Origin of the sequence: Catenuloplanes niger, assembly GCF_031458255.1 — a bacterium.
Taxonomy (GTDB): domain Bacteria; phylum Actinomycetota; class Actinomycetes; order Mycobacteriales; family Micromonosporaceae; genus Catenuloplanes; species Catenuloplanes niger.
In genome coordinates this window covers 7,965,573-7,979,928 of record NZ_JAVDYC010000001.1, presented here as the reverse complement: position 1 = coordinate 7,979,928, position 14,356 = coordinate 7,965,573, and the positions used below count along the sequence as shown (strand labels likewise).

Annotated in this window: 12 protein-coding genes; 9 read left to right on the top strand and 3 right to left on the bottom strand. The window is 68.7% G+C overall.

Annotated features, from left to right (window positions below):
• The first annotated feature begins 6 nt into the window (after positions 1–6).
• Positions 7–1,128: an oxygenase MpaB family protein gene (locus J2S44_RS35040; RefSeq protein ID WP_310423038.1), complete on the top strand. Its 1,122-nt coding sequence runs from the start codon at positions 7–9 to the stop codon at positions 1,126–1,128.
• A 265-nt stretch (positions 1,129–1,393) separates the two neighbouring features.
• Here the strand turns inward: J2S44_RS35040 and J2S44_RS35035 are convergent, their stop codons facing one another.
• Together J2S44_RS35035 and J2S44_RS35030 are read right to left on the bottom strand one after the other, a co-directional pair.
• The gene (locus J2S44_RS35035) at positions 1,394–2,644 is read right to left on the bottom strand and encodes a questin oxidase family protein (protein ID WP_310423035.1); all 1,251 of its coding nucleotides are present in this window, start codon (positions 2,642–2,644) and stop codon (positions 1,394–1,396) included.
• A 41-nt stretch (positions 2,645–2,685) separates the two neighbouring features.
• On the bottom strand, positions 2,686–4,311 hold the full coding sequence (locus J2S44_RS35030) for a serine/threonine-protein kinase (RefSeq protein WP_310423032.1): 1,626 nt from the start codon (positions 4,309–4,311) through the stop codon (positions 2,686–2,688).
• Positions 4,312–4,953: 642 nt separating this feature from the next.
• Between J2S44_RS35030 and egtA the strand changes: the two genes are divergently transcribed.
• The 8 genes from egtA to J2S44_RS34990 all read left to right on the top strand — a co-directional run bounded on the left by egtA (position 4,954) and on the right by J2S44_RS34990 (position 13,399).
• Positions 4,954–6,177: an ergothioneine biosynthesis glutamate--cysteine ligase EgtA gene (gene egtA, locus J2S44_RS35025; RefSeq protein ID WP_310423029.1), complete on the top strand. Its 1,224-nt coding sequence runs from the start codon at positions 4,954–4,956 to the stop codon at positions 6,175–6,177.
• Between the two features lie 65 nt (positions 6,178–6,242).
• A complete protein-coding gene (locus tag J2S44_RS35020; protein ID WP_310423026.1) occupies positions 6,243–6,806 on the top strand; it encodes an HDIG domain-containing metalloprotein in 564 nt (187 codons plus the stop codon).
• Between the two features lie 530 nt (positions 6,807–7,336).
• Complete coding sequence (locus tag J2S44_RS35015) at positions 7,337–8,068, top strand: hypothetical protein (RefSeq protein WP_310423023.1); 732 nt, start codon at positions 7,337–7,339, stop codon at positions 8,066–8,068.
• Entirely contained in the window at positions 8,069–8,866 is a 798-nt protein-coding gene (locus J2S44_RS35010) for a phytanoyl-CoA dioxygenase family protein (RefSeq protein ID WP_310430078.1), read from the top strand. It abuts the gene before it with no gap.
• Positions 8,863–9,564: an SDR family NAD(P)-dependent oxidoreductase gene (locus J2S44_RS35005; RefSeq protein WP_310423020.1), complete on the top strand. Its 702-nt coding sequence runs from the start codon at positions 8,863–8,865 to the stop codon at positions 9,562–9,564. The genes J2S44_RS35010 and J2S44_RS35005 overlap by 4 nt, the downstream gene beginning before the upstream one ends.
• A 272-nt stretch (positions 9,565–9,836) precedes the next feature.
• Positions 9,837–11,315: an NHL repeat-containing protein gene (locus J2S44_RS35000; protein WP_310423018.1), complete on the top strand. Its 1,479-nt coding sequence runs from the start codon at positions 9,837–9,839 to the stop codon at positions 11,313–11,315.
• Positions 11,316–11,799: 484 nt separating this feature from the next.
• Complete coding sequence (locus J2S44_RS34995; RefSeq protein WP_310409445.1) at positions 11,800–12,624, top strand: transposase family protein; 825 nt, start codon at positions 11,800–11,802, stop codon at positions 12,622–12,624.
• 106 nt (positions 12,625–12,730) lie between these two features.
• Positions 12,731–13,399: a hypothetical protein gene (locus J2S44_RS34990; RefSeq protein WP_310423015.1), complete on the top strand. Its 669-nt coding sequence runs from the start codon at positions 12,731–12,733 to the stop codon at positions 13,397–13,399.
• Positions 13,400–13,413: 14 nt separating this feature from the next.
• Here the strand turns inward: J2S44_RS34990 and J2S44_RS34985 are convergent, their stop codons facing one another.
• Positions 13,414–14,349, bottom strand: coding sequence for a TauD/TfdA dioxygenase family protein (locus tag J2S44_RS34985; protein WP_310423012.1), 936 nt, complete (start codon positions 14,347–14,349; stop codon positions 13,414–13,416).
• Positions 14,350–14,356: the final 7 nt, after the last annotated feature.

Sequence of the window (14,356 nt, the reverse complement as noted above, 5' to 3'; positions counted from 1 at the left end):
CGGTGCATGGTCGCGCGATTCGGATCGGGCGGTGCGTGGGCGGAACGTGCCGCCCGTCCGCTCCGGCTCGTGGCAGGTCCCGGCGCCCGGCCCACCGCCGACGACCTGGCGGCGCTGCGGGCCGCGTTGCTGCAGCGTGACGAGCCGGGCGCGACGCTGGCCCGGGCGCTGCTCACCGATCGGACGATCACCCAGGCCCAGGTCCGGGACGCGCTCGCGGATCCCGGCGCCGCCGCGCCGGCACCCGTCGAACAGTTCCTCGACACGGTACGGGTCCGTCCGTCCTGGGTGGACGACGAGCAGCTGGACCGGGGCGCGGAGGCGTGCCGCACGTTCGGTTTCGACGCGTCCCGGGTCCTGGCCTACGGCTCGCTGCTCGGTGGCTACCGCACCGCTGCCGCGCTGGAGCCGCTGGTGCGCACCGGGCGGCTGACCGGTGCGGAGACCGCGCGCCGGATCGCGGAGACGACGGAGTGGTGGCGGGCCGTGACCGCGCCCGGCGGTCTGCGCCCGGGTGCCGAGGGCCACCGGCTGACGCTGCACGTCCGCGTCATGCACGCGATGGTCAACCACCGTCTGGAGGCGGACCCGTCCTGGGACCGCGCCGGCCGCGGCGTGCCGATCAACCAGTACGACCAGGCGAGCACGCTCGGCGTGTTCAGCACCAGCTTCCTGCTGCACCTGCGCCTGCTCGGGGTGCGGGTGAGCCGCGCGGACGGCGCCGCCGTGATGCACCTGTGGAGCTACGTGGGCGCGCTGATGGGCGTCGCCGACCGCTGGCTGCCGCACACCGAACGCCGCGGCCGCCGCCTGCTCTATCACCTGCTCGCCCACGACCCGCCGCCGGACGCGAACAGCGTGGCGCTGGCCCGCGCCCTGATCGACTCCGGCGCACCGGAACCGCGCGAGCGGGCGCTCTCCGTCGCCACCTGGCTGCTCGGCCCGGCCGCGCTGCGCGACCTCGGCCTGCCCCCGCGGCCGCCGTGGTTCGCACTCTCCCGGGTGGCCTCGAACGTCGCGGCCACGCACGTCGCCGGCCGGTTCCCGGGCGGTCACCGCCGGCTTCTCGCCCGCGCCGAACGCCAGCTCCGCCACTCCCAGGCCGCCGGCCGCCACCCGCACACCTGAGCACCGCGATCCGCTGTCCGGCCGCGCGGCCGGACAGCGAACCCCGGCACAGCCCCCGGGGGCGGCAAGCGGGACCGGCCCCGGGCGGGCAAGCGGGACCGGCCGACGCGACCGGCCGGCGGAACCAGCCAGCGCGACCGGTTGGCGGGACCCGCCGGACAGCGGACCCCGGCGCAGTCCCCGGGGCTGGCTGGCGGGACCGGCCCCGGGGCGGGCAAGCGGAACCAGCCAGCGCGACCAGCCAGCGCGACCAGTCGGTGGCGGCTCAGCCGATGTCGGCCGTGGCCGTCACCGAGGCGGTGAGGAGGCGGGGGTCGCCGGTGCGGCCGTAGGCGTCGACGGCCGCGTCGGCGAATTTGATCGCGTGTGGATCGCCGGTGGCCAGCGCCCGGTCCAGCGTCTCCGCCGCCGAGTAGGTGCCGTCGGGGGCCGGTCGCGGCGTCGGCGCGGAGTACGCGGCCGTGACCGCCGCGGTCGCCGCCCACGCCGCGGCCAGGCTCGCCCGGTGCAGTCCGGCGGGCAGCACCGGCAGGACCCGCAGCACCGCCGTCGGCGCGGTGGCCGCGTGCACCAGCATGACCGGGTTGCGGTGCCCGTGCGTGACGTGCCGCGCCACCGCCGCGTCCACGATCGCCGCGACCGCCTCGGCCACCGCGGAAGGCTCGGCCACGCCGGGTCCCGGCCGAACATCCGACGCGACGCCGGAACCCGCGGCCACGTCAGCACCGGAACCCGCTCCAGAACCCGCGGCCGTGCCGGACCCGGAGCCTGCGACCGTGCCGGAACCACGACTCGCGCCGGAATCACGACCCGCGCCGGAAGCCGCAGCCACGCCGGGCCCCGCACCCGTGCCGGAACCAGAGGCCGGGCCGGCGTCCGGCCCGGCTCCCGGCACCGTGGGGATCGCGCCCGCGGTGGCCGGCCAGGACGGCATCGCCGCGAGCTGGGCGAGCCGGGAGCGGATCCCGAAGCGCTGGTCGAGGACGAGCGGCACCGCGTCCAGCGCGGATCGCGGGTCGCTCGCCCGGTACGGTCCGGAGCCCGCCGGCGCCAGCGGCTGCCAGCGCGCCGCCCAGTAGGCCAGTCCCTGCCCCAGCTCGGCCACCCGTCCCGGCGTCTCCCGCGCGCGCAGGGCGCGGACCGCGTGGCCGACGCGGATCACGCCGTGGGTGGCGCCGGCCGCGATGCCGGGCAGCAGCCGTGGCCACCAGGTGACCAGCACGTCGCGCCACGGCGCGGTGGCCGTGGCGTGGGCGAAGAAGTCCAGCCAGTCGCCGGTACGCACCGGGTCGCCGAGCGGGTCGCGCCACTCCTCCGGCCGGATCGGGGCGATGCCGCGCGGCCGTTCGTCGAGCCGGTCCGCGTACCCGTCGATCCACCGGTGCACCGCGCCGCCGAAGCCGCGTGCGGCGAGCACCTCCACCGCCATCGGCGCGTGGTTGGAGAGCCAGCCGTCCCGCTCCGGGCCGGTGCCGATCAGTCGTGCGTACGCCTCGTCGAGGTCCGAATCCGCCATGCGCACAGACTCGGACCTCAACCGCGGTTCAGGTCAAGACGTCAGGACCGCGGTACGAAGCTGTCGAAGATCAGCTGGAGGTCCCGGTTGGCCGCGGCCCAGTCCGACTCCATGGTCTGCCAGTAGATGCCGTACGCCTGGTTCGGCGACGTGACCACGCCCCGGTTGTTGACGTGCACCCGCCCGAAGTCCGAGTCGTAGGACCACTCCCAGTCCGCCGCCTTCTGGAAGTAGTCGACCTCCGCGATCTTCACCTCGCTGTAGCCGGGGAACTCACCGCCGGCCCGCCGGGTGTCCCGCTGCGCGCTCCAGTCCGCGACCGGGTCCGGCCGGGGCTGGTCGGTCTGGTCGATGCCGAGCACCCGGCCGTTGTTGCTGCGGAAGTAGACCATCGTCCCCTCCTGCGACTGCGCCCACCCGTTCGGCACGTAGACCTTGAAGCCGGTCGGGTCGGTGTAGTCCCGCCAGCCCGCCGGCAGCTGCGGGCGCCGGCCCGCGCCGGAACCGCCGCCGTTGTCGCCACCACCGGCGGCCGCACCGGTCGGCGACGGCGTCGCGGCACCGGTCGGCGACGGCTCCGCCGTCGGGGAGGCGGGGGCATCCGACGGTACGGACGAGGGCGCGTCCGCGCTCGCGGCCGGCCCGGGAGCCGCGGCGGTGTCGTCGGGCGTCTCCGTGGTGCCGTCCGGCCGCATCGCGATGAACGTGACCAGCGCCACGACCAGCAGAACCGCGACCGCGGCCGCGCCGATGATCACCGGTCGGGCCGGCCCCGGCCGTACCGTCGACGGGTCCTGATCTTTTCTGGACGGCGCGACCGGCGCCGCGGAGGCGCGCGCGACCTTGGCCTTGCCCTCCGCCGCGGCCTGCAGCAACCGGCTCGCGTCCGCGCTGGAGAGCCGCTCGCCCGGGTTCTTCCTCAGCAGGCCGTCGATCACCGGGGCGAGCGCGCCGGCCCGCTCCATCGCGTCCGGCGGGTCGGCCGCGATGGCGGTCAGCGTGCCGACCGCGGACGAGCGGTGGAACGGCGCGCGGCCCTCGACCGCGTCGTAGAGCGTGGCGCCGAGCGACCACAGGTCGGCCGCCTCGGTGGCCTCACCCTCCTGCGCGCGCTCCGGCGCCATGTAGTCGAGCGAGGCGTGCAGCTGCTGGCCGGAGCTGGTGACCAGCCCGTCGCCCTCGATCGTGGCGATGCCGAAGTCGGTGAGCACGACGCGGCCGTCGTCGGCGATCAGCACGTTCGCCGGCTTGACGTCGCGGTGCTGGACGCCGGCCTTGTGCGCGGCCTTCAGCGCCTCCAGGATCTCCAGCCCGATCATCGCGGCCTGGCGGTCGTCGAGCGGCCCGTCCTGCTGGACGATCTCCTTGAGCGAGCGGGACGGCACGTGCTCCATCACGATCCACGGTTTGCCGTCCGCCTCGAACACGTCGTAGACGCCGACCACGCCGGGATGGTTGAGCCGGGCGGCCGCGCGGGCCTCCCGCAGTGTCCGGCGGCGGGCGACCGCCGCGTCCTCCTCGCTCCCGGGCGGGAGGACGATCTCCTTGATGGCGACGTCTCGGTCGAGCCGCTCGTCGTGCGCGAGCCACACCCGGCCCATGCCGCCGGAGCCGATCGCTTCGCCGAGACGGTATCGTCCGGCGATCATGGTGGGGGCCTCTGGCATACATGAAAACTACCCAGTAGGTGCGACAGTGACGCATCAGGGATGCGCCCCGGCCATCACGAATTCTCCCGGACCGTGATCTGGCACACTCACCCGGCCGCCGGAGTGACGGAACCATGATCGGCGGCGCTGACTCGTCTGATGTGCGGGCCCGGCACTCGGTCGGGACGGACGGTTCCGGGCCCGCGCAGCCGACCCGTGATCGTGGGGTCGGCACATGTCCGCGCATGTCATCGAAGATCTGGTGGAAGACCCGGTGCGGGCGCCGGACCGGCACCACCCCCGCGGACGACGGCCGGGCGCGTGACCGGCGCCGGCGGCACGCTACGCGTTCCGGCGGACCCACGACTGCGCACCGGCCCGGGCCGGATCCGGCTCCGCCGTGGCTGCGCGTCCCGCTGCCGGACGGCCACCGCCCGTCCGATGAGGATCTGGCGCTCCGGGGCGGGACCGCCGCGGTCCGGTGGTACGACGTGACGTGAACCATGCGGAACGGAAAATTGCACGGCGCGGGGGTGTCACGTAACGCAGTGAGCCGGTAACGTCGCGTGGGTTGCCGCAGCCCAGGCCGATGTGGGCGCGGCGCCGTCTCGCACGTCCGCACGGGGAATCCGCTGGTTCACGCGTCCCGGAGGCAAGGGTTTGTCATCGTCCACCATCACTCAGCGACACGCACCTGTAACTGATCGTCATCAGGCGGAGGAACACATCGCCTCGGCCTGCTTCCGCACCGGCCCGTCCCGGCTGATCGGTGCGGAGCTCGAGTTCACGGTCCACCACGCGGACGATCCGGCCCGCCCGATCGATCTCGGCACGCTACGGCGCGCGCTCGGCCCGCACGCACCGGCCACCATCGCGCCGGACAGTCCACAGGAGACACTGGACAACGGCACGCCGGTCACGGTCGAGCCCGGCGGCCAGGTGGAGATCTCGTCCGCGCCGTTCCGCTCGCTCACCGCGCTCTACGCGGCCACCGAGGGCGACCGCCGCCAGCTGGCCCGGATGCTCGCCGCCGAGGGCCTGGTCCTCGGCGAGAGCGGCCTGGACCCGTGGCGCTCCCCGCGCCGCCTGCTGCGCACGCCGCGGTTCGACGCTCTCGAGAAGGCGTTCGACCGCACCGGTACGGCCGGGCGCGTGATGATGTGCAACACCGCCGGCCTGCAGGCGTGCGTCGACGCGGGCGAGCCGCGCCAGCTGGCCGCGCGCTGGGCCGCGCTCTACGCGACCGGTCCCGCGCTGATGGCCGCGTTCGCCACGTCGCACCGGCAGGGCGGCATCGACACCGGCTGGCACTCGGCCCGCATGCGCGCCTGGTTCGGCGTCGACCGGCAGCTCACCCGCGAGATCGACCTCGGTGCCGACCCGGCGCACGCGTGGGCCCGGCACGCGCTCGCCGCGCCGCTGCTCTGCGTGCGCCGCGACGACGGCGACTGGGCGGCACCGCGCGGCCTCACCTTCAACGACTGGATCGACGGCGCGCTGGACACCCCGCCGACCACCGAGGACCTCGACTACCACCTCACGCTGCTGTTCCCGCCGATCCGGCCGCGCGGCTACCTCGAGGTCCGCTGCCTGGACGCGCAACCGGGCAACGAGTGGATCGCCCCGATCGCCGCGATCGCCGCGCTGCTGGCCGACGACGAGACCACCGACCTCGCGCGCGATCTGGCCGCGCCGGCCGCCGGCCGCTGGGAGCCGGCCGCGCGGGACGGTCTCGACGACCCGGTCGTCGGCCGCGTCGCGCACGCCGTGCTGGACCTGGCGGTCCGCCGCCTGGACCGCACCACCCTCGACGCGCCCACCCGCCACCGCGTTACGGAGATCATTGCGAGACGTCTGAGCAAGGAGTCAGCGACCGGGCACTGAAACCTCGGTGAACACCGGGCTAACTGCCTGGTCAGAGTCCCCTTCCCCGGTCGTACCGTGGTGGGATGTCTTCGGTCCTGCTGCGTCCCACCGCCGACGCCGCCCGCGAGCTGGCCCACCGGGTGATAGGCGGCCTGGGTAACCGGTGGCTGCACACCGCGGCCGTGGCCGCCCGCGCCGCCCGGCTCGCCACCGTGGTCCCGGCCGAGGACCGGGAGATCCTGGTCGCGTCCGCCTGGCTGCACGACATCGGTTACGGCGAGCTGGCGCGCGCCACCGGCTTCCACCCGCTGGACGGTGCCCGCCTGCTCGACCGCCACGGCTGGCCGGCCCGAGTCTCCGGCCTCGTGGCCAACCACTCCGGCGCCTGCTTCGTCGCCGCGGTGCACGGCCTCGAGGCGGAGATGGCCGACTACCCGGACGAGGCCTCGGCGACCTCGGACGCGCTGACCTACGCCGACCAGACCGTCGGCGCCCGCGGCGAGCCGCTGGGCATCGACGCCCGCATCGCGGACATGCTGCACCGCCACGGCCCCGGCTCCCCCAACGCGGCCGTCGCCCACCTGCGCACCCCGCACATCCGCGCGATAGCGGACCGCGTCCAGACCCGCCTCAGTGCCGCGCTCTGAAGCGAGTGCTCGCATCGGGCGTGTTGGCGCATCCTCACCGGTCAGCGGCGACGCCTACGCGCCGCCTGGCCACAGGCCGAGCAGTTCGACCGTAACGTCGCACCTACGGGGTGGCTGTGCGCTCGACGCGCCGAGCCGTTCTGTCAGCGAACACATCATCCGCGGGGGTCCGGGAATATCGACGGCCCGGGCCCGGCAGGAGACGCTGTAGGGCACCCGGACCATCCGCCGGCACGTCAGGCCCGCTCATCACCGGTCTGTTGGCCGCGGTAAGCGCCACCACGGAAAGCAAACCGCTAAATCTAGAAATATCGGGTACGACACACCCCTCCGCTCACCGGCGAGGCCCTCAGACCGAAGCCTCGATAGGTCGCTCCGCATGGTGAGACCAAGCCCGCCGGTAGCCGATGTCGAGTGCCGCTGCCGGAACGCATGGTCCCGGACGGTCAAGACCGCTGACCGGACGGTGGACTCCGAAAGTCACATAGGACTGTGAGACTTGCGGCATGGTGCGGCGCTTTCATCAGATCGTGGACGACATCAAGCAGAAACGCTCCCTCGACCTTTACGCAACCACCGTCGTCGCTTTCATCTTCGGCGCGCTGCTACTGATCGGCGCGGACCTGCCGGACAACCTCCGCTGGTCACTGCTGTTCGCGGGGATCGGTTTCCTGCTGTTGCGCGTCGCTCTGGCCGCCCATCAAGAGGAACGGTTCCTCGACCGTAGTGACTACGACCGTCATCCGATATCCGACGCCTTACGCACCGCCCGAGAAGTATGGATCTTTGCGCCGGTCGGGACGAACTTCCTGACGAACGAACGCTGCGAGATGCTCCGTCGTGGCGCCCTGGCGAGAAACGATGGCACGGTACGCATCGTCACGCTACGGCTGTTCGATGAGAACGATCCGATCGCCGCACAGTTGGATGCCCTTCTCGATCATCCGGTGCAGGCGGCAGCGGCGTCCATGCGAGAGATCCGCAACCGCCTGGAGGCGATGTCCCGCTGGCAGGTCAGCGGGGATTTTGCGTACGGCGAGATCCCGTTCAATCCAGGGTTCAGCATCGTTGCAATCGACCCGCAGTCACCGCGCGGATTCGCGAACGTCGAGTTTCACGGCTTCCGGAACGACACCATCGGCTCCCGCATGCACATCCATCTGACCCGAGCGGACGGCCAGTGGTTCAAGTACTGGTTAGAACAATTCGAAGAGATCTGGCGCACCACGCAGTCTGCCGGCACCCATACACCCATCGAATGACTGTCCCCGGCACTATCGCTGGACAAGCCTTCACCGGAGGTCACCATCCTTACACACGAGCAGATACGCCACTTTCGCCAGTGCGGCTATCTCATACTCAGAGGATGCATCAGTGGTGATCTCGTCGGAAGCCTCAAACAGCTGATCACGAACGAGAGTGTTGATCCGCGAAGCGGCCCACCGGCCGTCAGCACCGGCGGCCAGCTCAAGCTCTACCAGTTCGTTGACCGCGATCCAGGACTTGGCAGGCGCCTGATCACGCACCCCGGAATTCTGGAGCCGCTCACATCGCTCCTGGGACCGAACATCATATTCCAGACCAACAGGCACAATCAGGCATCTGTCAACGGACCGGGCGAGGCAGAGGCGAGATTGCATCGGGACGTTCTGCAATGGAGCCGCAATGTCATCACCGCGATCGTCTATCTCGAGGACTCGACCACGCACAACGGCTGCACGCAAGTGATACCGGGTTCTCAGTTCGCCCCGTTCTTCGGTGTTCCACAACCGGACGGCGGCGGCACGTGGCTAGATGCTCACGACGAGATCAAAGAGCTGTCTGAACAAGTCCTCCCGGTGCCGGCCTCGACAGGCGACGTCCTTCTTCTGGACAGCCTCACCTTTCACTCCGTGGGCCGGAACGCAGGTAACACCACACGGATGAGCATCGCTCTGAGCTATCGCAGCGTCGACGAGCTCGACCCACGCCCGCTGGATACAACGCAGATCCTCGTCGCTGGTGACGCCATCTATCGTGGCAACGAACGCGCAAGGTCGGAAAAATCGAGCCTTCGGTGACGACGACCGGGATGGCAGTCGTCACCGGAGCCTCACGAGGCCTCGGCTTCGCTCTGATCAGTCGCCTGGCTCGCGAGGGCGTCCGAACCGTCGGGGTGGTCCGGCAGTCCACCGATCAAGACCGGATCCGGGCACTCGGCCACCATGTGCGGGCGGTGGTGGCCGACGTAACCACCGATCAGGCCGCCGACCGCATCGTCGCAGCAGTGCGGAAAACGCCCGTATCCCTCCTGATTCACAATGCGGGCCGTACCTACGGTCCAGCCGGACTGAACGATCTGAACCTCGATGACGTACGCCACTCCTTGGCTCTTCACTGCCTAGCGCCGATCCACATATCCCGGGCACTGCTCCCCAATCTGCTCAGCGCCGGCAGGCCGGCGGTCGCGCTGGTCTCGTCGAGGTGGGGAGCCTTCAGCACCGTCGCCTCCGAGGAGAAGGTGACCGGGCCCCTGCACTACGCATACCGCATCGGCAAGGCCGCAGAGAACATGGCCGGCCTTTGTCTGCGTCAGGACCTCGCCGCTGTCGGCATCCGAGTCTTTGCTGTTCATCCCGGCGCTCTCCGAACTCGGCTCGCGGCCGTGGACGCGAACGTGGAGCCGGACGACGCAGCACGGTCCCTGATCTCGCTGTGCCGGCAGCAGGCCAGCCCGAACCCGTTCGTCTACCGCGACGGCCGAGCGCACCCATGGTAGGGCAGTCGCCGGCACAACACCGCATTCCTCGGGAAGATCTACACGGTCGAAATATCGCGTGGGAGCTGGGCAGGCGGCTCAGGCAACCCGGTGCCGTACACCGCAGCGCACTGATGAATACCGGTTTCGCATGCGCCTTCCCACTCGGTCGAGATCATCTTCTAGCAGTGCACACTACGGAGGGCCTCGGCCACGTAAGCCCAATAGAAGGATGGCGCTCCACCGGTGATAGACGAGTAACGTTTGCCTCGGTGTCAGGATCACGGCTGCTTATGATCCGTGACGGTATTCTCGAGCTCCACGGTCGAGACAGAGCGGGCGACAACGTCGAGAGCACCGCCTTCTCCTGCCCAGCAACAGCAGCAACGCTGATCGGGGACGATCTGGTGGTCGCGGTCTTCCCCACCTCAGGACTGATACGGGGCTACGACTTATCGGGCGCCTTGCGTTTCGAGGGCGGCGCACCTGACGGACTGGAGGAACCGTCCGGAGTCAGCGCAGCGCCGGACGGTACCGGCTTTCTCGTCGCTGACGCGCGTCGGCACATCGTGCTCCACTTCCCTGTCCCGTTCCGCAGCCGACCACCGCGGCGGGTGACGGGCCGACCTGGCTGGGCCGGCAAGCAGGACGGTTTGCTCAACGCACCACGATTCGCCGCGTTCACCTCTCAAGGCACGGTGCTCGTAACGGACACCAAGAACAATCGTCTGCTGGAGTTCGATGGTGATCGACTGCACCGCTCCTGGGGCATGCTCGACTCTTTCTCCGAACCGTCATTCCGTCTGTGGTACCCGAACACCGCGGTGATGTGCGACGACGGAAGCCTCTTGGTGGCCGAGGGTCGAGGTGGCCGGCTCCTCCAGATCGCTCCGGACGGTGGCCTCGTGGAACTGCATGGATCAGCAGAGGTGACCTCCACTGAAATCATTCAGCCTCGAGGTGGCCACTTCGCCGCTCCAGACCGAATAGTGGTGACGGACTCCCACAACTGCCGAGTACTCGCTCTCTCTCCGGACGGCCAAATCCATCAGGAACTGCCACCGCCGACGCTGCGCGAGCAAACAAACCTGGACTGGCCCCGGTTCGCCGTACAAACGCCGGAGGGCACCGTCGTCGCGGATGGGCGCAACGGCCGGTTGACTTGGCTCGACCACGACGGCCGGGTCAAGCAGTCGCTGCATGATTGGCGGTTGACCGATGCGAGCGAACCAGTACCGTTCGTAGACCCGCATCACATATCCGTCATCAAAGGTTCCACGGACCTCCTCATCACCGACAGCGGTGCGGGAAGTGTCGTCAGACTCCGGATCGACGGCACTTCCTCCATGTCGTGGCACGGTTTCAACGATCCGCACATGGCTCTTGCCCTCGGCGACGAAGTGTTGGTTTGCGACACTGGCGCACATCGCGTCGTTCGCGTCGCCGTCGACGGCACCATCACATGGTCTATCAACGCTGAGCAGGTCTCGGACCTTACCGGGATCCCACTCCGCCATCCACGCGCGATAGCGGTGCTCGAGGACGAAAGGATGCTCATCGTCGACACCGGCAACCACCGGCTTCTCCTAGCGGCCAGAAACGGGGACATTCGGTCTCTCGCCGACACGACGACCCGCCTCGCCGGAAGCCTCTACTTCCCACGCTTCATCAGCGTGGATTCGGCCGAACGCACCGCCTTGATCAGCGACTTCGACAACTCACGACTTGTCTTCATGGACCTGAACGCTCTCTTGGGAGGAACGGATGACTGAGGCATGGACGGTGGCATCACCGACCTGGCAGAACTCCACTCCCACCTGGCGGACGTACGATCTCCGGGACAGCGGGATTCGTTACGCCGATAAGATGCGGTTACGCAACGGCTGGATCTACAAAGCCATAGGCGACCTGCATCCGGAGGCCGGGATACTGTCCGTGCCGGATTGGGCGCCGCTCAGTGCGGCCCCCAGCGACGACCTTCCCCATCGAGACCGCATGGTGAAGGTCCGAGACCACAGATGGCCGGACGGCCGGCCCACCCCCCGCCAACTTGCTTTCGCTTATGTTCCGGTCTACCACCGAGCGTTCGAGCTAGTGAGGTGATCTCAACGAGGACTTGCGGCGCGGTTCTGCTGTAGACACGGGCATATCGGGTCGAAGCGGATGGTGCTGGATATGGGCGTGGAGCCATCGATAGACAGGTTCTTGCGACGGAACAGGTCTACGAGAGGGCTCCACGTGATCGCTTATCCTGCCATGCTCGACGTGCCCAGGGAACTGGTGCGCTACCTTGCCCAGCTGCTGTCCGCCGAACGGCGGGCGAGGGGCACCCGTCGCGGGACACGGTCGTTGACCTGCTTCTACCAGGCGCTGCTGGTCATAGTGTGGTTCCGCAAAGCCGAAGACGCCACGGTGCTGGGCGCCGGGTTCGGGATCTCCCGGGCCACCGTTTACCGGTATCTCGCCGAAGGCATCACCGTGCTGTCCGCCCAGGCACCTGATCTGCATGAGGCGTTACAACGGGCCGCCGACGAGGGCTGGGCGTTCGTCATTCTGGACGGCAAGCTGTTCGACTGTGACCGCCTCGCGGAGACCGCCACCAGCGTGAAGGGCGAGACGATCGACGCCTGGTACTCGGGAAAGCACCGGGACTTCGGCGCGAACGTCCAGGCCGTCATGCGCCCTGACGGGCTGATCATCTGGACCTCACCGTCACTGCCCGGGCATATGCATGATCTCAGCTGCGCTCAGCAGCTGGGCGTCACCGCCGCGTTGAACTGGGCCGCCGCCGAACTGCAGCTGCCGGCCCTCGCCGACGCCGGCTACGAAGGAGCAGGTCACGGCATCAAAACCCCCACCAAACAACCGGCCGGCGGCCGGCAACTCGCGGTGGCGAACCGGACGGTGAACCGGCTGCTACGCGGCCTGCGCTGGCAAGGCGAACGCGGCTTCGCCATCCTCGTCGGCCGCTGGAAAACGCTACGCCATACCACCGCCAGCCCACGACGAATCGGTGACATCGTCGCCGCCGCACTTCACCTCACCCACTTCGAATACCGAATCCTGCCCGAAACTCACTGAGATCACCTCAGTGCAACCCCACGACATAGTGGAACACATCAATCCTGAGGAGGCCGCCGCACGGGTACTGCGCGGAGAAGCGGAGGTCTCACCGCATCTACGGACGATGCTGTTGTCACTGACCCGGATCATCCCCGAGGACGACCTCGGATTGAATGGTTCCTACGCGTGCGGGCTCGCCGTCAACGAGTCGGACTTCGACCTGGACGTATACGGCGCCATATCGGCTCGAAGGGTTGCCAGCGCGCTGCTGACGATGGTCAGGGATCCCACCTCCGACTGGGAGATTCGGTGGCCGCCCGACGAACAGACTAATCTGTTCTATGTCTGGCGCGCCGCATACCCGGAGATCACGACAGAAGAGTTATACAAAGTCTTCCAGAACAACGGAAGAGACCGATTCAACTTCCTTTACCGAGGGGCTCGGGTCTCCATCGCCTATCACTCCCGTCGTCGCAACGACCGGGCACGCGCGGCACCGGTTCCGCGCACCGAACCGCAGGCGGCCGAGATGGTCCACGCCACCTTCATCGCACCTATGGCCGATGAGCATCTGGACCTGCCATCGATTTTCACGCTCACGGATGCAATGGTGGGAAATCGGCGGTTCGCGGAGGTCACCGTGGTCAGCCTGTCCAAGGCATTCTGTTTCTGCCGGCCAGGCGACAGGGTAAGCTTCCGCGCTCACCTGAGCTTCACCCATGACGGGCCGCTGCTCATCATTCCGTCATACGGCCCGGAGTGGCCGGTGCGGCCGATTCTGCAGGTCCCATGACGCTCCAGCCAGCGTCACGCCCTCGGGTAGTCCTCACCGCACACAGTTCGGGAGACCTGCCCAAGCGGGCCAATTGCGCGATCACCTGCGACGAACACTCGATACATCACGCGTTCCTCACCGAGGTGTTCATGATCCTCGGGTGCGGCATGGATCGTGGTGCGATTGTCCCAAAGAGCAAGATCACCAGGGCGCCATCGGTACCGCACCGTAAACTCCGTCCGGGTGGCGTGCTCAAAGAGCAGCGCAAGCAGATGCGCGCTTTCCGCCGGGCTGACTTCTTCGATGTGGCTGGTGAAGGACGGGTTCACAAAGAGCGCCCGCTTATCCGTTTCCGGGACAACTCGAACTACCGGATGACACGAGGCCAAAGCTACAGAGCGGACCCTTTCGCTGTACTCATCCTGCACGCCTCCGTACGGCACGTAGCCGACACCGTATCGGTGCAGAGCCGTCAGACCGTCGACCAGACGTCGGAGTGGATCAGACAGGTTCTCATATGCGGCCACCATGTCCGCCCAGATCGTGTCACCTCCTCGACTCGTCACCGAATCCGCTCTGAGGATATTGAACTTCGGCGGGTTGACGACCGCGGTGAGATCCGCGTGCCATCCCGACAGAGCTGCAGGCCGGCGCCACCGCGCGCGGTGCGCAGCCTGCAGTCCGACAATCGTGGAACGCCCGGTCACCAAGGGATGAACAGCGGGATGGCCGGCAACCACAGAGATCCACGGATGCGATTTGGCAAGCGTACCGAATTGCTGCGCGAGAGCAGTCTGTTGCTCATGGGACAACCACTGCTCCGGAAAGAAGAGCACCTTGAACCGGCTCAGCCCTTGCTGGACGGCGGCCACCGCATCCGCACCCAAAGGACGATCAAGTCTGATATTTCGAACTTCCGCCCCTAGATGACCGGCGATTGGCACAAATTCCAATTTGGCGATATCCACGATATTC